20 protein-coding genes and 2 pseudogenes are annotated in these 19103 nt (G+C 73.8%); 6 read left to right on the top strand and 16 right to left on the bottom strand.

Annotated elements, in window-relative coordinates; translation table 11 throughout:
* Nucleotides 1-8: 8 nt before the first annotated feature.
* The 4 genes from ACH5AO_RS01840 to ACH5AO_RS01825 all read right to left on the bottom strand — a co-directional run bounded on the left by ACH5AO_RS01840 (nucleotide 9) and on the right by ACH5AO_RS01825 (nucleotide 3599).
* Nucleotides 9-1010, bottom strand: a complete 1002-nt coding sequence (locus ACH5AO_RS01840; protein ID WP_398920722.1) for a (-)-alpha-amorphene synthase — start codon at nucleotides 1008-1010, stop codon at nucleotides 9-11.
* A complete protein-coding gene (locus ACH5AO_RS01835; protein ID WP_398920720.1) occupies nucleotides 994-2406 on the bottom strand; it encodes a cytochrome P450 in 1413 nt (470 codons plus the stop codon). The genes ACH5AO_RS01840 and ACH5AO_RS01835 overlap by 17 nt, the downstream gene beginning before the upstream one ends.
* A 166-nt stretch (nucleotides 2407-2572) precedes the next feature.
* On the bottom strand, nucleotides 2573-2719 hold the full coding sequence (locus ACH5AO_RS01830) for a hypothetical protein (protein ID WP_398920718.1): 147 nt from the start codon (nucleotides 2717-2719) through the stop codon (nucleotides 2573-2575).
* A gap of 43 nt (nucleotides 2720-2762) precedes the next feature.
* Nucleotides 2763-3599 carry a universal stress protein gene (locus ACH5AO_RS01825; RefSeq protein WP_398920716.1) on the bottom strand — a complete coding sequence of 279 codons (837 nt, stop codon included), beginning with the start codon at nucleotides 3597-3599 and terminating at the stop codon, nucleotides 2763-2765.
* A gap of 286 nt (nucleotides 3600-3885) precedes the next feature.
* Here ACH5AO_RS01825 and ACH5AO_RS01820 point away from each other — a divergent pair, with 286 nt between their 5' ends.
* The gene (locus ACH5AO_RS01820; protein WP_398920714.1) at nucleotides 3886-4356 is read left to right on the top strand and encodes a cation:proton antiporter regulatory subunit; all 471 of its coding nucleotides are present in this window, start codon (nucleotides 3886-3888) and stop codon (nucleotides 4354-4356) included.
* A 4-nt stretch (nucleotides 4357-4360) separates the two neighbouring features.
* Nucleotides 4361-5608: a cation:proton antiporter gene (locus tag ACH5AO_RS01815; protein WP_398920712.1), complete on the top strand. Its 1248-nt coding sequence runs from the start codon at nucleotides 4361-4363 to the stop codon at nucleotides 5606-5608.
* Between the two features lie 30 nt (nucleotides 5609-5638).
* On the opposite strand, the gene ACH5AO_RS01810 is transcribed toward ACH5AO_RS01815, so the two are convergent.
* Entirely contained in the window at nucleotides 5639-6724 is a 1086-nt protein-coding gene (locus ACH5AO_RS01810; RefSeq protein ID WP_398920710.1) for a MerR family transcriptional regulator, read from the bottom strand.
* A gap of 175 nt (nucleotides 6725-6899) precedes the next feature.
* Here ACH5AO_RS01810 and ACH5AO_RS01805 point away from each other — a divergent pair, with 175 nt between their 5' ends.
* Nucleotides 6900-7235, top strand: coding sequence for a hypothetical protein (locus ACH5AO_RS01805; protein ID WP_398920709.1), 336 nt, complete (start codon nucleotides 6900-6902; stop codon nucleotides 7233-7235).
* Here ACH5AO_RS01805 and ACH5AO_RS01800 read toward each other — a convergent pair.
* Nucleotides 7201-7689 carry a hypothetical protein gene (locus ACH5AO_RS01800; RefSeq protein WP_398920707.1) on the bottom strand — a complete coding sequence of 163 codons (489 nt, stop codon included), beginning with the start codon at nucleotides 7687-7689 and terminating at the stop codon, nucleotides 7201-7203. The genes ACH5AO_RS01805 and ACH5AO_RS01800 overlap by 35 nt on opposite strands.
* Nucleotides 7690-7790: 101 nt before the next feature.
* Complete coding sequence (locus tag ACH5AO_RS01795; protein WP_398920705.1) at nucleotides 7791-8189, bottom strand: DUF5997 family protein; 399 nt, start codon at nucleotides 8187-8189, stop codon at nucleotides 7791-7793.
* 58 nt (nucleotides 8190-8247) lie between these two features.
* On the opposite strand from ACH5AO_RS01795, the gene ACH5AO_RS01790 reads away from it, so the two are divergent.
* Nucleotides 8248-9021: a LysR family substrate-binding domain-containing protein gene (locus tag ACH5AO_RS01790; protein WP_398920703.1), complete on the top strand. Its 774-nt coding sequence runs from the start codon at nucleotides 8248-8250 to the stop codon at nucleotides 9019-9021.
* 5 nt (nucleotides 9022-9026) lie between these two features.
* Here the strand turns inward: ACH5AO_RS01790 and ACH5AO_RS01785 are convergent, their stop codons facing one another.
* The 4 genes and pseudogenes from ACH5AO_RS01785 to ACH5AO_RS01770 all read right to left on the bottom strand — a co-directional run bounded on the left by ACH5AO_RS01785 (nucleotide 9027) and on the right by ACH5AO_RS01770 (nucleotide 11783).
* Complete coding sequence (locus ACH5AO_RS01785; RefSeq protein WP_398920700.1) at nucleotides 9027-9776, bottom strand: DUF4142 domain-containing protein; 750 nt, start codon at nucleotides 9774-9776, stop codon at nucleotides 9027-9029.
* A 92-nt stretch (nucleotides 9777-9868) separates the two neighbouring features.
* Nucleotides 9869-10569, bottom strand: a pseudogene (locus ACH5AO_RS01780) (glycosylase); the annotation flags it as partial.
* Nucleotides 10570-10590: 21 nt separating this feature from the next.
* On the bottom strand, nucleotides 10591-11286 hold the full coding sequence (locus ACH5AO_RS01775; protein ID WP_398921074.1) for an HAD family hydrolase: 696 nt from the start codon (nucleotides 11284-11286) through the stop codon (nucleotides 10591-10593).
* Nucleotides 11287-11306: 20 nt separating this feature from the next.
* Nucleotides 11307-11783, bottom strand: a complete 477-nt coding sequence (locus ACH5AO_RS01770) for an Lrp/AsnC family transcriptional regulator (protein ID WP_398920698.1) — start codon at nucleotides 11781-11783, stop codon at nucleotides 11307-11309.
* 206 nt (nucleotides 11784-11989) lie between these two features.
* Between ACH5AO_RS01770 and ACH5AO_RS01765 the strand changes: the two genes are divergently transcribed.
* Both ACH5AO_RS01765 and ACH5AO_RS01760 read left to right on the top strand, forming a co-directional pair.
* Nucleotides 11990-13477 carry an FUSC family protein gene (locus tag ACH5AO_RS01765; protein ID WP_398920696.1) on the top strand — a complete coding sequence of 496 codons (1488 nt, stop codon included), beginning with the start codon at nucleotides 11990-11992 and terminating at the stop codon, nucleotides 13475-13477.
* Between the two features lie 94 nt (nucleotides 13478-13571).
* On the top strand, nucleotides 13572-14624 hold the full coding sequence (locus ACH5AO_RS01760) for a lactonase family protein (RefSeq protein WP_398920694.1): 1053 nt from the start codon (nucleotides 13572-13574) through the stop codon (nucleotides 14622-14624).
* A 64-nt stretch (nucleotides 14625-14688) separates the two neighbouring features.
* On the opposite strand, the gene ACH5AO_RS01755 is transcribed toward ACH5AO_RS01760, so the two are convergent.
* The 5 genes and pseudogenes from ACH5AO_RS01755 to ACH5AO_RS01735 form a co-directional block, all read right to left on the bottom strand.
* Nucleotides 14689-15612 carry a sirohydrochlorin chelatase gene (locus tag ACH5AO_RS01755; protein WP_398920691.1) on the bottom strand — a complete coding sequence of 308 codons (924 nt, stop codon included), beginning with the start codon at nucleotides 15610-15612 and terminating at the stop codon, nucleotides 14689-14691.
* A gap of 84 nt (nucleotides 15613-15696) precedes the next feature.
* Entirely contained in the window at nucleotides 15697-16704 is a 1008-nt protein-coding gene (locus tag ACH5AO_RS01750; protein WP_398920689.1) for an N-acetylglucosamine kinase, read from the bottom strand.
* Nucleotides 16701-17378, bottom strand: a complete 678-nt coding sequence (locus ACH5AO_RS01745) for a uracil-DNA glycosylase (protein ID WP_398920688.1) — start codon at nucleotides 17376-17378, stop codon at nucleotides 16701-16703. Before ACH5AO_RS01745 ends, ACH5AO_RS01750 begins: the two co-directional genes overlap by 4 nt.
* 303 nt (nucleotides 17379-17681) lie before the next feature.
* Nucleotides 17682-17859 (bottom strand): annotated as a pseudogene (locus tag ACH5AO_RS01740) (DNA alkylation response protein); the annotation flags it as partial.
* A gap of 147 nt (nucleotides 17860-18006) precedes the next feature.
* Nucleotides 18007-18804 carry a pectate lyase gene (locus ACH5AO_RS01735; RefSeq protein WP_398920686.1) on the bottom strand — a complete coding sequence of 266 codons (798 nt, stop codon included), beginning with the start codon at nucleotides 18802-18804 and terminating at the stop codon, nucleotides 18007-18009.
* Between the last annotated feature and the right edge of the window lie 299 nt (nucleotides 18805-19103).

Below are 19103 nucleotides of genomic sequence, written 5' to 3'. Positions count from 1 at the left end.
CGCCCGGGTCAGACCGGCACCGCCGTCGTGTCGGCGTAGCGCGGCACGGTGCGGGACCAGTGGCAGCACCCGCGGATCCAGCCGGCCAGGCCCTCCACATAGCCGACGGCCGAGGGACTCAGCCGCGGCCTGATCTCCTCGAAGAGGCCGACGAACTCGTCGATCGTCCGGTTGATCTGCCGGATCGCCAGCAGGACGGCGACCGGCAGGGAGCAGCGGTGGGCCCGCTGGTGGGCGAGGGCCAGATTGATCATCCCGCCGGCCTGCCGTTCCTTCACCGCGGAGTACAGATCGGGGATCCACACCGCCGCGTCGGCCGACAGCCGGGTCAGCCGGAGCATCACCGGGTGCTGCAGCTCCGCGTCGGACAGTTCGCACGGCTGTGCCGCCTCGCACAGCGGGTGGAAGGGCTCGACCCCCGCGGTCAGCGACCGGATCGACGTGCACAGCCCGGTCGGCAGCGGGGCGGTGTCGGCCTGTGCCACCGCCTCGTACAGCAGGCCGTGCACGTACTCACGGCTCTTGACGGACCAGCGCGCCGCCTGGGCGGGCGTGCACCGCTCGCGGACCTGCCGGTGCAGATCGGCCAGGGCCGCGCCGAGCGGCGTCGACGGCGACGCGTCGTCCCGCAGCACGGCGATGCTCTCGTCCAGCATGGGCAGCAGCCGGCCGGGCCCCCGCCGGCCCACCTCCTCCGCCCGGTCGTCGAAGACGAATTGATAGGCGATCTGATTGGCGACGATCTGCAGCAGGCCGGAATCCATCTCCGGACCGTTGTAGGAGGCGAGCTGGGCCGGACGGGTACGGGCGATCATTTCCGGAATCCAGCTTTCGTCCGCCAGCCCCGTTTCCCGCAGCCACTTCTCGACGCCCGCCGTGACCAGGTGTTCGTGCGGATTGGCCCGGAACGGGAACGGCATGTGCAGATGGGTGTCGATCAGGTCCCTGAGATCGGCGCCGGGAATTCCGTACCGTATACCGGACGTGATGTCCTCATGTGGGGTCGACAAGGTTGTCACCCGCCCCTCGGGACCGCCGGCCGAGCCCGCCACCGCGCGGTTCGCAGATCATCCGCAGAGACCTGGGGCCCAGTGTCACCGCGGGGCGCACCGGCGCGACGGGCCCCGGGGGGTGCCGCAGCCGCCAGCGCCGGGCGATGGTCGCGACCGCCACCGTGCTCTGTGCCATGGCGAAGGAGTCCCCGAGGCATTTCCGGCTGCCCGCGGAGAACGGGACCATCGCGCCGTACGGCTGGTCGGTGTGCTCGCCCGACAGCCACCGCTCGGGCCGGAACCGCTCGGGGTCGGGGAACGACGAGGGCGCGTGGTGCAGCAGGTACGGACTGTAGAGAACGGTGGTCCCGCGCGGCAGGCGGCGCCCGCCGAACTCGACGTCCCTGGTGGTGGACCGGGTGAAGAGCCAGCCGGGCGGGGAGTGGCGCAGGGTTTCGCTGACCACGGCCCGGGTGTAGGGGAGGCGCGGCAGGTCGTCGGAGGTGGGGAGGGTGCGCCCGGCCAGTACGGAGTCGACCTCGGCGTGCAGCTCGCGCTCGGCCTCCGGGTGCTGTGCGAGCAGGCTGAACGTGGAGGACAGGCCCAGGGAGGGGCTCTCCGACCCGGTGAGCAGCAGGGAGACGAGCTGGTCGTGCACCTCACCGGGGGTCACCCCGTGCTCCCCGGCGTCGTCCGCCGCCAGCAGGGCCCCCAGCAGATCGTCGCGCGGCTCGCCCGCACGGCGCTCGGCGATCGCCGCGTCCACGAGCCGGTGCAGACGGGCGACCGCGTCCCGGTACCGGCGGTTGGCGGGCAGGGGCACCCGGAAGAGGACGTCGACCGGGACGACCGTACGCACGAACAGGCCGTGGACGATCCCGGCCAGGCAGTCCCGCACCTCGGCGGCCCTCGCCGCGTCGAGCGAGTCGGAGAGCAGGACCCGGCTGATCGCCCCCGTGGTCAGGGCCATCATGGCCGCGCTGACGTCGACCTCCCGCCCCGGCCGCCACGCGCGGCACACCGACTCGGCCTCCTCGCCCATCGCCTCCGTCAGACCGGCGACGCGGGACGGGCGGAAGGCGGGCTGCAGCAGCCTGCGCTGCCTGCGGTGATCGACGTGCGGGCAGGTGACGACCCCGTCCCCCATGAGGGCCCGGAGCCGCTCGTAGAGGGGGCCGCCCTTGTCGAAGGTGCGGGTGTCCCTGAGCATCTCGTGGACCAGCCGCGGGTGGCAGGCCATCCAGGCACGCATGGGACCCAGGCGTATCTCCACCAGATCTCCGTACGCGGACAAGGAATTCAGGAACTCCAGCGGGCGCCGGAACAAGGCGATACCGTGTCCTACGGACGGGAATATGCCCGGCGCGATTCCCGACCGCCACGCCGGTGCCGGTTCATGGACGCAATTGCTCATCGAATACCACCTGTCTCGAGCGACACAAACGGAATTCAGCGAGTCCACATATACGAGTCCACATACATGTGGCACTCGAACCTTGTCCTGCCCGTGCCGGACCGGCACCCGACGTACCGAATGCCACCGCCAAGGGGCGCACGGGTGCATGGGGGAGCACAGGAATTCAGGCGTTCCTCTCCACGGAACGGGCGAACCGGCCCGGTGCCGACACCGGACCCGTGCCCGCCTCGTCGCCGGCGGCGGACACCGCGCCGGGGACGCCCACGCGGACGACCGGCACGTCCGGGCCGCCGGCTTCGGTGATCGTCACCGTGCCGCGGCGAGGAAGCCCCCGCGAGGAGCGGGGACCTCCTTCACTCCGCGCCGCGGACGACGGTGACGGGACAGTCCGCGTGGTGCAGCAGCGCCTGGCTGACCGAACCGAGCAGCATCCCGGTGAAACCGCCGTGGCCACGGGCCCCGGACACCACGAGCTGTGCCTCCCGGCTCGCGTCGAGCAGCGCGTGCCGCACCCGCGCCCGCTCCAGCCTCGGCTCCACGGCGACACCGGGACGCCCGTCCCGGTGCCGCGCCACCGTCTCCTCCAGCAGCCGCCGGTGCCGCTGACGGAGCCGGTCGAGATCCACCACCACGTTCAGCGGATCGGCGGGACCCTCGTACGGCGTCGGCTCGCTCCAGGTGTTCCACACATGCATCGCGACCAGTGGCGCCCCGCGCAGCGCGGCCTCGGCGAAGGCGAACTCCGCCGCAGCGTCCCCGGCCGGTGAGCCGTCCACGGCGAGGAGCACGGGTCCCTCGGGATCCGGACGGCCGCGGACCACCATCAGCGGACCGTGCCCGTGCGCGGCCAGCTGCACGACCGTCGAACCCAGCAGCAGATCCCCGAACCCTCCGTGCCCGCGCCCGCCGACCACCGTCAGCACCGCGTGCCGCGACTCGCTCCGCAGCACCGTCAGCGTCTCGCCGGACGCCACCGTCCGGGCGATCTCCAGCCCGGGCGCGCGGTCGTGGGCACGCCGCTCGGCCCGCGCCAGCACGCCGTGGACCATCGGGTCCAGATCGGCAGGGCGGCTGAAGGCGTGCACGATCCGCAGACACGCGCCGCGCAGCAGCGCCTCACGGGCCGCGACGTCGACCGCGGCAAGACTGGACGGCGAGCCGTCCACTCCTGCGATCACCGTGTCGTTCACCACTCGCTCCCGTCCCCGGCCGTGGCGTCACCTCCGGGTACCCGCGGGGAGAGGACCCGTACCCGGCCTTCCGACCTGTGGTGATACGGACTCCCCGAGCATCCTCGGCCCTCGGCGCGCCTCCTGTCCATCGGTCACAACACCCATGTTCCGGCCGAATGGCGGAATGGCACCATTGCCCTCGTGGGGGTGGATCACCGTGCCGTCCGACGGCCCGGCCGACACCCCACCTCGAACGACATCGACAAGAGAACCGGGAAGGGGACGGGCTGTGCCTGCTCCACGGATGAGCGCCACGCCGCTGCCGGGCATCGGCGTGAAATACGACCTCACCACGCGTGAGCACGAGCACCTGTCCGTGATCGCGCACCGCGACGGTGCCCGCACGGTCAACGTCTACCGCTCCGACGACCCGGACGCCTGCGCCCGCTCGATGCGGCTGACCGTCGCCGAGTCGGCCGCGCTGATCGACGCGCTCATGCCCGCCCACCACAGCCCCAACCTGCTGCACACCACCGACCTGGGGCTGGTCGCCGAGCGCATCGAACTGTCCGCCGTCTCCCACTGGAACGGCCGGCTCCTGGGCGACACCCGGATGCGCACCGCCACCGGCGCCTCGATCGTGGCCGTGCTGCGGCGGGCCGAGGCGATCCCGTCCCCCGCGCCGGACTTCCGGCTGGCCGGCGGTGACACGCTGATCCTGATCGGTACCCGCGAGGGCATCGACGCCGCCGCCGAGATACTCGGCAGGGAGTGAGCGCGTGCATTCTTCAGCGGTCTTCCTGATCGAGTTCGGCGCGATCATCCTCGGGCTCGGCCTGCTGGGGCGGCTCGCCGGGCGCCTCCGGTTCTCCCCGATCCCCCTCTACCTGCTGGCCGGCCTCGCCTTCGGCGAGGGCGGGCTGCTGCCGCTCGGCGCGAGCGAGGAGTTCGTCGCGATCGGCGCCGAGATCGGCGTCATCCTGTTGCTGCTCATGCTCGGCCTGGAGTACACGGCCAGCGACCTCGTCTCCAACCTCAAGACCCAGTACCCGGCCGGCCTCGTCGACATGGCGCTGAACGCCCTGCCCGGTGCCGCCATGGCCCTGCTGCTCGGCTGGGGACCGGTCGCCGCGGTGGTACTGGCCGGCGTCACCTGGATCTCCTCCTCCGGCGTCATCGCCAAGGTCCTCGGCGACCTCGGACGGCTCGGCAACCGCGAGACCCCGGTCATCCTCAGCATCCTGGTGCTCGAGGACCTGGCCATGGCGGTCTACCTGCCGATCATCACCGCTCTGCTGGCCGGCGTCAGCCTCGCCGCGGGCAGCGTCACGCTGGCCATCGCGCTGGGCGTCGCCGGGCTCGTGCTGTTCGTCGCCGTCCGCTACGGCCGGGTGATCTCCCGCTTCGTCTCCAGTGACGACCCGGAGAAGCTGCTGCTGGTGGTGCTGGGCCTCACCCTGCTCGTCGCGGGACTCGCCCAGCAACTGCAGGTCTCGGCGGCCGTGGGCGCGTTCCTGGTCGGCATCGCCCTGTCCGGTGAGGTCGCCGAGGGCGCGCACAACCTGCTGGCGCCGCTGCGGGACCTGTTCGCCGCCGTGTTCTTCGTCTTCTTCGGACTGCACACCGACCCCCAGTCGATCCCGCCGGTGATCCTGCCCGCCCTCGGACTCGCCGTCGTCACCGCGCTGACGAAGATCGCCACCGGCTACTGGGCCGCCCGCCGGGCCGGGATCTCCCCCAAGGGCCGCTGGCGCGCCGGCGGCACCCTGGTCGCCCGCGGCGAGTTCTCCATCGTCATCGCCGGTCTCGCGGTCACCGCGGGCATCGAACCGGACCTCGGCCCGCTGGCCACGGCGTACGTCCTGGTCCTGGTCGTCCTGGGCCCGCTCACGGCCCGCTACACCGAGCCCGTCGCGCTGCGCCTGACCGCCCGTCGCGCCGCGTCCGCCGGCACCGTGCCCGCACGGGCCACGGCGCCGGCCGCGGAGACGCTGGAACCGGTGGACGAGAGCCGGTCCGAACGCTGAACCGGCCGCCGCCCCCACCGGCGGAAGGGGTCAGTCCTCCAGCCGCACCGGCATCAGGAGCGAGAACGTGTGCGAGTCGTCCGGCCGGCGGATCGCGAGGGGCGCCGTGGGGGCGCCGAACTCGAGGACCAGCCGGTCGGCGGCTCCCGCGGCGAGTGCCTCCAGCAGGAACGCGCGGTTCACGGCGACGAGGTCCCGGCCGTCGGCGCCGTCCCCGGCCAGGGCGACCGAGCCGTCCTCCGCCACCTCCAGCACGCTGAGGTCGCAGGACGTCCCGCCCTCCCCGCCCGCCTCGCTCGCGCGGACGGGACCGGTGCGCACCGCCTCCCGGAAGGCCGGCACGTCCACCACGGCGCGCCGCCCGGCCGGGAGGCGGAGGAGACGCCGGTAGTCCGGGAAGTCGTGGCCGAGGCACCGGCCGGCCGTCTGCCGGTCCCCGGCCTCCAGGGTCACGCGGTCACCGTCCACGGTGAGCCGGACCCGTTCCTCGCCGGCCGGCAGCGCCCGCATCGCGTCGGCGAGCGGAAGGGGCACGGTGACCTGGACGCGGGACCCGTCGTGTCCGTCGGCGGCGACGCGCGCCACGGCCATCCGGTACCGGTCGGTGGCCACCAGGCGCAGCGCGTCGGCCTCGACGTCGAAGAGGATCCCGCCGAGCATCGGCAGCTCCGGGTCGGTGGCGGCCGCGAACCGGACCGCGTCCAGCGCGGCGGCCAGCCCGGTGCCGGAGAGGGACAGCCGTACGGCGGTGTCGGTGCGGAGCGAGGTCATGGGGTTCTCCCTGTGATCGAGCAGGACTCGGAGCGCGGAGAACTCGGCGCGGGCATCGGACAGCCCCCGCTCCAGCCGGCGCAGATGCGCCTGGAGGAGCTGCCGTACGAGATCGGTGTCGGCGCCCGCCCAGCCGGCCAGCACCAGCCGGATGTCCGCCAGCGGCATCCCGGCCCGGCGCAGCCGGGCCAGCAGCCGGGCCTCCTCCAGCTGCCCGGGGGCGTACCAGCGGTAGCCGCTGACCGGGTCCACCCGGTCGGGGACCAGGACACCGGCGCGGTCGTAGAACCGCAGGGCGCTCACGCCCAGCCCGCTGTCCCGGGCCATCTCACCAATGCTGCGCATCTCGCTCTCCACACCCGTGACCCTGGTCCCTCGACCAGGTCGAGGGTCAATCCCGGCCCGCTTCCTGCCCGGCGACGGCCGTCCGGCCAGGGCCGTACGGGTGACGGCTTCACCCGGCCCGGGGGACCCGCGGCCACCGGCGCACCACCGGCGCACGGGGGCGCGTTGGACCGGCATGGACAGCACTGAGACGGCGCGGCGCCTTCTCGGGCACGACGCTGCGGGCCGGGTGTACGCCGAACTCACCAGCGGGTACGGCGGTCACACGCCGATCTACACGGCCCTCGTCGCGGAGTGGCGGGCCAGGGGGTACACGGTTCCGGAACACCGCGACGGCCTGTGGGCCTCCTTCGCCGCCGCCACGGTCGGCGAGCGCGCGACGGTGCTGCCCGTGCCCTTCCCCGTTCCGGTCCCCCTGCTGCGGCCGCCCGCCGAGGACACCCGCGAGGACACCGCCGAGGAGACCCGCGAGGAACTCACCAGCCCTCCGGACCCGCCGGCTCCGCGCTGACCGGCGCCAGCACGGCGAGCGTGCCGGTCGCCCCGCGCAGCGCCCGTTCGAGCGGGCCGGGGGCGTGCAGGGCGCCGGTGCCGTCCGGCGGGACCAGCCACTCCAGGCGCCCGGCCGGCCGGTACGGCGGCGGTACGGCGACCCAGGACCCCCGGCCCACGTGCCGCACCCCGAAGCCGACCCACTCGCTGACCGGGTCGGGCGGCAGGAAGAACCCCACCCTGCGGGCCGTGACGTCCACCAGCGTGGGTCCGGGCACCTTCAGGGGGTCACGCCACAGGATGTCCAGGGCGAGCAGCCCGAGGCGGTCGGGCACGCTCAGCACGTCCCAGTACCGGCCCGCCGCGAGCAGCGCCGTGCCCCTGCCGTGGTCCCACTCGCGCTTGCACTCCTGCGGGTCCGTGGCCGCCGCGGCCAGCCACTCGACGGCTTGCTTCCACATGGCGCTGTGCATGTCCCACCCCGGGCACGGTCGGCTGCGCCGCTGCGGGCGCGTGAGGTACGGACATGCTGGTAGATATTTCTATCCACCGGAAGGGTGGCGCGGGCTGGCGTTTAGGGGGTGTCGTCGCCCGCCGCGCGCTCCGCGTCCCGCTTCTTGATCCGGGCGGCCTCCTTGCGGACCTCGGCCTGGGTGGCGCGCTCCCGCTCCAGCCACTCGGGGCGCTCCTCCTTCAGCGCCTCGATCTGCTCGGTGGTGAGGGCCTCGGTGACCCCGCCGCGCGCGAGGCCGGCGATGGACACGCCCAGCTTCGCCGCGACCACCGGGCGGGGGTGGGGGCCGTCGCGCCGCAGGTCCCGCAGCCACTGCGGCGGGTCCGCCTGGAGCGCGTTCAGCTCGGCGCGTGAGACGACCCCGTCCCGGAAGTCGGCGGGGGTGGCGTCGAGGTACACACCCAGCTTCTTCGCCGCGGTCGCGGGCTTCATCGTCTGGGTGCTCTGGTGCTGCGTCATGGCGTCCAGGGTATCGAGCGTGTGCGCGGCCGCCGACCACGGCCGGTAACCTGGCCGGGTGACAGGCTCGGAAGTGTCCTCCCCGTTCCGGCTCGTGTACGTACCCGGGGTGATGCCCGACAAATGGGTGCGCATCTGGAACGAGCGGCTGCCCGACGTCCCGCTGACCCTCACGCAGGTCCCCGCCGGATCGGCGCAGGGGCTGCTGCTGGGCGGCGACGCCGACGCGGGCCTCGTCCGGCTGCCCGTCGACCGTACGGTCCTCAGCGCGATCCCCCTCTACACCGAGCGGACGGTCGTCGTGGTGCCCAAGGACCACCTCGTCACGGCGGTCGACACGGTGTCCCCGGAGGACCTGGCCGACGAGATCGTGCTGCACCCCCTGGACGACGTCCTCACCTGGGAGAGCCTGCCCGGACGGCCCGCGCTGGAACGCCCCGCGACCACCGCCGACGCGATCGAGCTCGTCGCGGCCGGGATCGGCGTGCTCGTCGTCCCGCTGTCGCTCGCCCGGCTGCACCACCGCAAGGACCTCACCCACCGGCCGCTCGAAGGGGCCCCCGAGTCGGGCGTGGCGCTGTCCTGGCCCGAGGCGGCGACGACGGACCGGGTCGAGGACTTCATCGGGATCGTCCGCGGCCGGACCGTCAACAGCACCAGGGGCCGCACCCAGCAGCCGGCGCAGGAGAAGAAGCCGGCGCGGGAGAAGAAGCCCGGACCCACCGCCCGGCGGCAGCAGCCGGCCGGCGGATCGGCCGGCCGCGGCCGCCGGGGAAGCACCGGCGGCGCGACGAGGAACCCGCGACGGGGCAGGCCCCGCCGCGGGTCGTGACCCGGCTACCTGACCGTCGGGGACGGCGACGGCGCCGGGGACGCCGTGTCGAGGTCCTCCAGGTTCTTGGGGATCTCCAGCGCGAGGACCGGCGCACCCGCCTGCGGAGCCGGCGGGGTCACCTGCTCCGCGGGCATCTTGGGCGGGCTGGTCTGCTGGAAGTTGACCTGCTCCTGATTGACCAGACCCGTCTTCTCCAGCACCGTGATGTGGTCGAGGACCGTGTCGTTGGCCTGGTCGGCCAGCTGCCGCACCAGCGTGTTCCTGGTGTTGGCCCGGATGTTGGCGATGACGGGGAAGATCTGCCCGTGCGTCACGCGCATGATGTTCACCGCCGTGGAGTCGAACTCCTTGCCGCTGGTGGACTTCACGGTCTCCACGAACCCCTGCTGCTGCGGTGACGCCTGGTTCGGCAGGGTGATGCCGAGCTCCAGGGAGATCTTGCGGCAGCTCTCGTCGAGCCGGCCGTGACCGACGACCAGGTGCTCGCCCGCCTCCTTCATCTCCGGAGTCGTCCCCCGCTCCATCGCCAGCAGCCCCAGCGGGTGCTCCCACAGCCCCGCCGCGCGCACCTTCACCACGAAGTCGCGGTCCGCCTCGGTCAGCGGGCCGTAGTTCGTGTTGGCCACCACCCGGTCCTGCTTGGTCGACGTGTTCTGTACGCCCAGCATGGTGGGATAGGCGAGCGCGGTGAGGGTGAGGATCATGGCTCCGCCCACGAACGCGGTTCCTGCCGTGCTGCGCGAGATGCGCATCGTGCCTCCTGGGATGTGAACGGCCCAACAGCAGGAAGTACGGACGCCGGGCGCGAGACAATCACCGTCCGGGAAAGAATTTTCGGCCGGTGTCAGCGGGCGTGGACGGCCTTCCGCGCCGTGCTCACCACCTTGTCGCCGTCGGCGCGGCTCAGCAGACCCTCGGACACCCAGGCCGCCACGGTGGACCGCACCCGTGTCACCGGCGCTCCCTAGTCGCGGAAGGGCGCCCCGGCCCAGATCCCGTCGAGCGGCGTCGTGCCGTCGCTCCGGGCCGGGCCGGCGACTCCGGAGTCGGACGTGCCGAAGATCACACGTGGTTCCGAGCGCCGGAAGCAGACGTGGGCCGGGTCCTCGGTCCCCTCCGCGAAGGGCGCCGGCTCGACGCCGTCCAGGGTGTAGTGCAGGGGCTTGTCCGGGACCGGGGTGGGGGAGGGCGGCAGATCGCCGGAGAGGCCGGCAGCGCGGTACAGCCCGAGCCGTGGAACAGGGCTTGTAGCGCGGGATCGTTGGGGGCCGGCTCCACCCGCGGCCGGAAGGGCACGGAGATCCGTACGGTGTCGCCGTCGCGCCGGTTCCGCGCGCCCCCGAAGCAGCGGCCGGGAACCGGAGTGCCCGGCACGGCACGTCCGTTGACGGTCACCCGGAAACCTGCGGTCGCCCGGGACGGCACCCGCGGCAGCAGGGTGGAGGAGGCCCGGCCGCCGCCGGTGGTGAGCGTGCTGCCCTGCTCCTCGGGGCAGCGGGTGGTCCGCGTGACCGTGACGCCCTTCTCGGCCCGGGTCAGCCGGGACGTGCGGACGGCGGGAGCCGGTCAGGGGTGCCGGGCGGAGTCCACCAGCCAGGCGTACGCGGCCCGCGCAGTGAACTCCTCCTGCCCGCCGCGCAGCAGCAGACCGGCGGTGGCGAACTCGGGGGCGTCGGCCTGGGCGGCGACGTAGGGGACCGCGATGCAGCGCATCCCGGCCGCGTGCGCGGCGACGACGCCCGGGGCCGCGTCCTCGACCACCACGCAGTCGGCCGGGTCCGCGCCGAGCCTGCGGGCCGCCTCCAGGAAGATGTCGGGGGCCGGCTTGCCGTGCGCGACCTCGTCGGCCGGGACGACCGTGCGCAGGTGCGCGTCCAGGCCCGTGCCGGCCAGGACCGCCTTGACGGCGGCGGGCGAGGAACCCGAGGCCACGGCCATCGGCACGCCCTCGGCCGCGAGCAGTTCGACGAACGCCCGCATCTGCGGGTACACCCGCGTGGCGGCGCGGGCCAGCTCCAGATAGTGGCGGTCCTTGACCGCGAGCAGCTCCTCCACCGGGGCGGACAGCCCGTACCGCTCCCGCCAGTCGGCGAGCGTCTCCCGGGTGCTGATCCCCACGTAGCGCTCGTGCTCGGCCCAGGAGAAGTCCGGGACCCCGTACGCGGCGAGGGTCCGCCGGCCCGCCTCGTAGTAGTTCGGCTCGCTGTCCACGAGCGTTCCGTCGAGATCGAAGATGACCGAGAGGGCGCCGAGGGTGTTCATGGGCTCCAGGATGGCAGGGCTCACTTCCGCGCCGTACGGCCGATCGACTCCACCAGCGGCAGCAGCCGGTGCGGGACGCGCTCGCGCAGCGCCACCTCGGTGCGGGTGCGGACCACGCCGGGCAGGCTGATCAGCTTCTGGACCACGTCCTCCAGGTGCGCGTTGTCGCGCGCCACCACCCGGGCCAGCAGATCGCCGCCGCCCGTGGTGGAGAACGCCTCGACGATCTCCGGTACGGCGGCCAGCGCGTCGCCCACCTCGTCCAGGTGCCCCTGGGTGACCTCGATGTGCACGAACGCGAGGACGGGGTGGCCCAGCGCGGCGGGGGAGAGGGCGGGGCCGGTGCCGGTGATCACGCCCTCGCGCTCCATGCGGTCCAGGCGGGCCTGGAGGGTGCCGCGGGCGATGCCGAGGATCCGGGCGTACTCCCGCACGCTGGTGCGCGGCTGCTCCAGCAGCAGCCGCAGGATGCGGGTGTCGAGCTCGTCCACGGCCATGGGATCCGAAGTGTCCTCGCGTCGGCCATTGGCACTTCAGTGGCCGTAGGAATGCCGCGAACACTGTACCAACGGCCCACTCCGGCAAGGCTCGGTTGAGCCACTGGTGGAGGAGATGCTGATATGGAGGCGTCGATGGCGCTGCGGACCTCCGCGGCGCCTTTTTCGTGCCACGGCACACACCAACGAATCCCAGGGGGCGGTACGTGCTGAAGAGGGTGTTCATGGCTCCGGACCCGGGCCGGATCCGGTTGCGCTTCGCGGCGCGGGCCGTGCTCGGCATCGGCCTGGCCGTCGTCGTCTGCGGCCTGGCCGGGCACTCGCTCACCGGTGCCGTCACCGGCGGGCTCGCCGCGCTGCTCGCCCTGTTCACCGTCACCGACGCCACCGTCCGCGGACAGGCCCTCACCACGGCGCTGCTGCCCGCCGTCGGCCTGCCGGTGCTCGCCGCCGCGGCCGTGCTGCACGACCACCCGGTCGCCCGCGACCTCACCTTCCTCGCCGTGGTCGGACTCGGCGTGTACGCGCGCCGCTGGGGCCCGCGCGGCCACAGCCTCGGCGTCTTCGCCTTCATGACCTACTTCGTGGCGCAGTTCCTGCACGCGAGGACCGCCCAGCTGCCCGAGCTGTACGCCTCCGTCCTGCTGTCCGTGCTCGCCGCGGCCGCGGTGCGCTTCGGGCTGTGGTGCTACGAGCGCCGGCTGCCCCCGGCCGTCGTGCCGGCGCCGCCCGGCGGCACCGGGCTGGCCCGGGTGACCACCCGCCAGGCGGTCCAGGCGACCGCCGGCGCGGGCTTCGCCCTGGTCGTGGGCCAGCTGGTGTCCGGGCAGCGCTGGTACTGGGCCGTCGGCGCCACCTGGTGGGTCTTCGTCAACACCGCCTCGCGCGGCGAGACCCTGGTCCGCGGCTTCCGGCGGGTGCTCGGCACCGTCATCGGCGTCGGGCTCGCGTTCCTCGTCGCCGTCCCCGCGCACGGGAACGGACCGGTGACCGCGCTGGTCGTCGCCGTCGCCGTCTTCGGCGTTTTCTACACGGCCGCCGTGTCCTACACCTGGATGATGCTCTGGGTGACGGTGCTCGCCGCCATGCTCTACGGCCTGCTGGGCGTGCTCACCCCCGGTCTGCTGGCGCTCCGGCTCACGGAGACCGCCGTCGGCGCGCTCGGCGCCGTGCTGGCGGTGGTGTTCGTCCTGCCCGTGACCACGCACAGCGTCACCGACGCCTGGATCCAGCGGGCCCTGCGCTGCGTCCACGCGTGCACCGCCCAGGCGGCCGCACGGCTGGCCGGGACCGCGGACGCCGACCCGGCGCCGGTGGTGGCGGAGCTGGAGCGGCTGCTCGCCCGGGTACGGCTCTCGGTCGCCCCGCTGGTGCATCCGCTCAACCCCATGCTCGGCCGCAAACGGCGCGCCCGGCGGGTGCTCGCCCTGCTCGACGACTGCGCCCGGGAGATCCGCGGCCTCGTCGCCGTCGCCGCCGACCCGGAGGCCTCGCACGACGCCCGGCTGGCCGCCGCCTGCTGGCGGGTCGAGGCCGCCGTCGAGGCGCTCACCGGCGGCCGGGACATCCCCGTACGGACCTCCCCGGCCGGCACGGAACCCGCCCTGGCCCATCTGCACGGTCTGGAACGCGCCCTCGCCGAGCTGGCCGCGCCGCTGCGGGCGCCGTCCGGCTCCCCGCTGGTCGGGGCCTGACCCGCGCGGACGCACCGGACGGGGTTTTGGTCTAGACCTGGCGTGGCCGGCTGCTACCGTCGCCCCGGTCGGTGACGGACGAGAGGGGACAGTCGTGGCGGACGGCGGACGGCGGGCGTACATCGGATCGTTCACGGCGGCGGGGGGCCCGGGCGTCGTCACCGCGGCCGTCGCCCCCGGCAGCGGCGCGCTGACCGTACTGAGCACCGTGAACGCCGTACCCGACCCGTCCTTCCTGGCCCTGGCGCCCGACGGCCGCACACTGTACGCGGTCAGCGAGACCGCCGAGGGCGCCGTGGCCGCGTTCCGCGTGACCGGGAAGGGCCTGGTGCCGGCCGGGCGCGAGGTGCGGGTGGACGGCAACGGGCCGACCCACCTCAGCCTCTTCGCCGGACACGTCCTCACCGCGAACTACGGCTCCGGCAGCGTCAGCGCCGTCCCCGTCCGCCCGGACGGCGGCCTCGCGCGGTCGGCTTCCGGGGTGCTGCGGCACAGCGGCTCCGGTCCCCATCCACAGCGCCAGCAGGGCCCGCACGCCCACCAGGTGCAGCCCGACCCGAGCGGCCGCTGGGCGGTCACGGTCGACCTCGGCACGGACTCGGTACGGGTCTGCACCCTGGCCGACGGCACGCTCTCACCGCACCGGGAGATCGCCCTGCGCCCGGGCTCGGGCCCCCGGCACCTGGCCTTCCACCCGGACGGGACCCACGCGTACGTCCTCAACGAACTCAGCCCCACCCTCGTCGTCTGCCGCTGGGACGCCGCCGGCGGCACGCTCAGGCCGCTCGCCGAGATCCCGGTCCTGCCCGGCGCCCCGGCCGGCGACGCCTATCCGTCCGGGGTGGCCGTCTCGCCCGACGGCCGCTTCGTGTGGACCGCGACCCGCGGCGAGGACGTCCTGTCGGTGTTCGCGGTCGAGGGGGAGGGCACGGCGCTGACCCCGCTCACCACCGTCCCCTGCGGCGGTCACTGGCCCCGCGCGATCACCGTCTTCGACGGCGTCCTGTACGTCGCCAACGAACGCTCCGGGGACGTGACCTGGTTCGCGCTCGACCCGGACACGGGAGTGCCGCGGCGCGCCGGCTCGGTCCCGGTGCCCGCGGCGTCCTGCGTGGTCACCGGCCGGCCGGAGCCCGAAGGGACATGACGAAGGGCCCGCTCCACGTACGTGGAGCGGGCCCTTTCGGCGTCGTGAGGGAGAGGCGGCCGGGTCAGTGGGCCGGGGTGCTCTGCGCCTGCTGCGGGGCGATGCCCAGCGCGGTTGTGTACTTGGCCAGCGCCAGCTTGCCGATCGCCGGGTACGGGCCGAGCGCCTCGGAGGCGGAGCAGTCCGCCTCCTTCGCGGCCTCCTCGATCAGGCCGGCGTCGATCTCCGGGCCGATCAGGTACGGCGCGAGCGCCAGCTGCTGCGAACCGGAGTCCCGCAGCTGCTCGGCCACGGAGGCGATGGAACCCTCCTGGTCCAGGGCCGCCGCCATCACCGGCACGGCGAGGCGCGCGGCGAGCAGCATGCCGGTGATCCCGGCCGCCTGCACGGCCTCGTCACCGCCCACGGAGGCCAGGATGATGCCGTCCGCCGCGGTCGCCACGGTGAACAGGCGGGCACGGTCGGCGCGGGCCAGACCGGCCTCGGAGAGCCGCACGTGCAGTGCCTCGGCGAGCAGCGGGTGCGGGCCCAGCACATCGGTCAGCTCGGCGGCGACACGGCTGTCCATCACGGCCTGGCGGATCTGGCGCAGCAGCGAGCTGTCCGGGCCGGCGAGCAGCGGCACGACGACGGCGACGGGACCGTCGGGCTCCTTGACGTCCATGCCGGCGGCGCGGGCCTGCTCGAAGCGGGCGGTGCGCTCCTCGGCCGCGTACGCGAGGACGGACCGCAGCGTCGGGAACTCCTCGTCGTCGCCGTCGAGGTAACCGATCCGGGCGTCCAGGCCGGGCAGCTCGGAACGGGCGATGCTCACGACCTCGTCGGAGAGCGAGCGGGTGGCACTACTGGGCGCACCCGGCACGGCGAGGACGAGCGCGGGCGCGTCCTCGGGAGCCACCAGCGGCTCGGGACGGCGGTGCCGCCCCGGCTGACGGGGGCGCGGCATTCGTACTGGCAGGCCGGACGCGGGCCCAGTGGGGGTGCTCATGCTGCCGCATGTTAGTGGTTTCCTGGGCTCCCCTGTTCGGGGAGGGTGCAGGTGAGCGGTATCCGTCCGGTTTTGTCTGATGAGTTACGTACGGACGTCGGCCGCGCGGGTGACGTCCTCACCTGCCGGACCCGTCACCCACAACATCTTCTCGTCACCCGGAAGAGTGAACGAGCCGGTGGTGAGGTCCTCCGCTATGCGGGCCGCCCCGTGCAGGGGGTCCCCTGCGGCCGTGATCCGCCGCACCCCCGGCAGCCGCTCGGCCAGCTCCTCGTCCAGGGGGCCGAGCAGCACGGCACCCATCCGGAACAGGCCTCCGGTGAGACCGATCACCGGTGCGTCCGCGGCCGGGCACACGGCCGCGGCGGAGTCGGCCAGGTGCCGGGCCGCGACCCGTAGCACCGCCACGGCGACGGGATCGCCGTCGGCCGCGCACGCGCCGACCCGGGGCGCGAAGGAGGCGAGCACGGCCGGCCGGTCGGTCCGCGGGTACAGCCGGCCGGGCAGTCCGGCCGCCGGACCGAACAGGTCCTCGGCGCTCGCCAGCAACCGCGCGGAGCCGCCCTCCCGCCCGTCGTGCGCGCGCAGCGCCGCCTCGAGACCGGCTCTCCCGATCCAGGCGCCACCGCCGCAGTCGCCCAGAAGGTGCCCCCAGCCGTCCGCCCGGCGCCAGCCGGTCAGATCGGTGCCGACCGCGATCACCCCCGTACCGGCGGCGATCACGGCACCGGGCCGCACCCCGAGGGCGCCGACGTACGCGGTGACGGCGTCGGCGGCCAGCACCACCCGCCGTACGCCCAGCTCACGGTGGAGCGCGTCCGGCAGCTCCGCGCGCAGCGCGTCCCCCAGGCCGGCCAGTCCCGCGGCCCCGACGACGGCCGCCTCCAGCCCCTCGACCCCGGCCTCCGCGCACAGGGACCGCGCCATCGGGACCAGCTGCTCCATGAGGTGCCCCGGGTCGAGGCCCCGCGCCCCCGTCCGCACCGGTTCCCCGGAGGCGCCCCGGGCCAGTGGCCCGCGCCCGGCGGCCCCGACGGCGACCCGCAGGCCGGAGCCCCCGGAGTCCACGGCGAGGAAGCCGGGTCCGGTCACGGCAGGCGCCAGTCCACCGGTTGGCCGCCCTGGCGGATCAGCAGGTCGTTGGCCCGGCTGAACGGGCGGGAGCCGAAGAAGCCGCGGTCGGCGGACATCGGCGACGGGTGGGCCGACTCCACCGCGGGCAGATCGCCCAGCAGCGGACGGCAGTTGCGGGCGTCCCGCCCCCACAGGATGGAGACCAGGGGCTTGCCCCGCCCGGCCAGCGCCCGTATCGCCTGCTCGGTGACCTCCTCCCAGCCCTTGCCGCGGTGGGCGCCCGGCTTGCGCGGGGCCGTCGTCAGCGCCCTGTTCAGCAGCAGCACGCCCTGCTGGGTCCACGGAGTGAGGTCGCCGCTCGACGGCTGGGGCAGGCCCAGGTCGGTGTTCAGCTCCCGGAAGATGTTGATGAGGCTGCCCGGCAGCGGCCGCACCTCGGGCGCGACGGAGAACGACAGTCCCACCGCGTGCCCCGGGGTGGGGTACGGGTCCTGCCCGACGATCAGAACGCGTACCTCGTCGAAGGGTTGCTGGAAGGCGCGCAGGACGTTCGCCCCGGCCGGGAGGTAGGTGCGTCCCGCGGTGATCTCCGCGCGCAGGAAGTCCCCCATCCCGGCGATCCGTTCGGCCACCGGCTCCAGGGCCTTCGCCCAGCCCGCTTCGACGATTTCATTCAAGGGTCGTGGTGCCACGGGCGTCACCCTACTGCCGCGACGTCGGTGGAGATCAACCAGTGGCCGGGACCGGACGGGATCCTCATACGGCTCGGGTGGCTCAGGTGGCTCATGTCGACTACCTCCGCGACGTCTTCGTCGACGCCCTCGATCCAGGACACCGGCCAGTCTGCACCCCACCACTGACAGTCACCCCGGGGTCAGCGTCGCCGCAGGTCGGGGCCTGTGCGGAGTCCCGGTGACCGACGACGACGCGGCGAGGTGCGGTTCCGGACCCCGCGACTCCGGCAAGATCCGGACGCCCGCAGGCCGGCCGCCGTCCGGCGGTGCGCGGCCGAGGACCGCGTCCGGGTCGGCCGTCGTGGGCAGGGCGCCGAGGGCCTGCCTCCCGGGAGCCGTCCAGCCGCGTCGCGCGGAAGGCGTCGGCGACGGCGGGCGGGGCGTGCCGGACGAGGAGGGAGCCCTGGAGGGCCGGGGCCGTCCGCTCCACCAGCCGCCGACCGGGCCGGGAGACGTGCCGCGATCCGCCCGCGGGGAGTACCGGCGGGAGAGGTGCGTTCCCGCGCGGGGGCATGGGGGCGTACACGGGCGGCGGCCGTACGAGACGCCGCGTGGGACGCCTCGTACGGCCGTTGCCCGTGGGGGGTTACCTGTAGGTGATGTCGGACGACGAGTACTTGCAGTACGTGCCGTCGGCGCCCGAGCCGTTGCTGCTCGGCTCGTCACCGTCGTCGTTGCCGATGTACTTCTGGCAGGGGACGATCTTCTTGCTGCTGTCCCCGATGATCGTGATGTTCCGCAGGGTCGCGCTGTCGCCGTAGTTGGTGTTGATGCCGGCGAGCCTGCTGCCCTTCCAGTTCACCTCGATGGTGTTGAGGTTGATCGTCCGCTTGTACTGCGTGGAGCAGTTGCCGCAGGAGCGGACGAAGGTGCCGAAGTTCTTGACCGCGAAGTTCGACACGTTCAGCGTTCCGGCGCCGTTGAACTGGAACACCTTGTCGCTGGCTTCCTTGGCGCCGCCGCCGCTGACGGTGTAGACCGACCCCGACGACTTGCCCTTGAACGTGGCGGCGTCCTCGCCGACGTCCTCCCACCAGACGTTCTGCAGCGTGCAGGAGCCCTTGCAGTGGACGCCGTCGGCGGCGGGGGCGCCCAGGATGACGTTCTTCAGGACCGCGCCGTCCGCCAGTTCCAGGATCGGGCCCTGGTCCTCGTCCTGGCTGCCGGAGCCCAGGTCGCCGGTGCCGTACAGGCGCTTCATCCCGTAGTCCTTGGTGCCGGACACGGAGATGGTGGAGGAGACGCCCTGGCTGCCGTTGGCGGTCGGCCAGGTGGCGGCGCTCGCCGGGGACGCACCGGTGGTCATGAGCATGCCAACGGAGAGGCCGAGGGTGGCGAGTGCGCCCGTCAGCGCGCGGGCGCGTGGTCGTTTCACGGAGGTCATGTCGTTCCTTCTGTCGTGGTGTGGGGGTGTGAGCCATGTACGTGAACGACGTTCGGGATGGTGCGCAGTCGGCCCGCCGAATTGACGTGAGCGGGTCATGCTGCTGAACGGAAGGTATGGGGTAAGCGCTTTCTAGTCAACGTCTCGCGCGCATCACATTCGGCCAGGAAAGACCGGCGCCGGGGGGGCCCCCGGGGGGGGGCACCCCCCGCCCCCCGCCCGCATGGCGGTAGGGGGCAAACCCAGCCGGTGGTAATGGGCCGGCCGGGGACCACCCCGCCCCCCCCACCGGCCCCGGG

Source organism: Streptomyces sp. NPDC018964 (assembly GCF_044390325.1).
Lineage (GTDB): Bacteria > Actinomycetota > Actinomycetes > Streptomycetales > Streptomycetaceae > Streptomyces.
This window is presented reverse-complemented; position numbering and strand designations above follow the sequence as displayed.

Excerpts from the sequence above, each read along its gene's own strand:
- ACH5AO_RS01800 (WP_398920707.1), bottom strand. The coding sequence starts at position 7,689 with ATGCACAGCGCCATGTGGAAGCAAGCCGTCGAGTGGCTGGCCGCGGCG.
- ACH5AO_RS01755 (WP_398920691.1), bottom strand. The coding sequence starts at position 15,612 with ATGAGCACCCCCACTGGGCCCGCGTCCGGCCTGCCAGTACGAATGCCG.
- ACH5AO_RS01835 (WP_398920720.1), bottom strand. The coding sequence starts at position 2,406 with ATGAGCAATTGCGTCCATGAACCGGCACCGGCGTGGCGGTCGGGAATC.
- ACH5AO_RS01770 (WP_398920698.1), bottom strand. The coding sequence starts at position 11,783 with ATGGCCGTGGACGAGCTCGACACCCGCATCCTGCGGCTGCTGCTGGAG.
- ACH5AO_RS01805 (WP_398920709.1), top strand. The coding sequence starts at position 6,900 with ATGGACAGCACTGAGACGGCGCGGCGCCTTCTCGGGCACGACGCTGCG.
- ACH5AO_RS01810 (WP_398920710.1), bottom strand. The coding sequence starts at position 6,724 with ATGCGCAGCATTGGTGAGATGGCCCGGGACAGCGGGCTGGGCGTGAGC.
- ACH5AO_RS01735 (WP_398920686.1), bottom strand. The coding sequence starts at position 18,804 with ATGACCTCCGTGAAACGACCACGCGCCCGCGCGCTGACGGGCGCACTC.
- ACH5AO_RS01795 (WP_398920705.1), bottom strand. The coding sequence starts at position 8,189 with ATGACGCAGCACCAGAGCACCCAGACGATGAAGCCCGCGACCGCGGCG.
- ACH5AO_RS01775 (WP_398921074.1), bottom strand. The coding sequence starts at position 11,286 with ATGAACACCCTCGGCGCCCTCTCGGTCATCTTCGATCTCGACGGAACG.
- ACH5AO_RS01820 (WP_398920714.1), top strand. The coding sequence starts at position 3,886 with ATGAGCGCCACGCCGCTGCCGGGCATCGGCGTGAAATACGACCTCACC.
- ACH5AO_RS01785 (WP_398920700.1), bottom strand. The coding sequence starts at position 9,776 with ATGCGCATCTCGCGCAGCACGGCAGGAACCGCGTTCGTGGGCGGAGCC.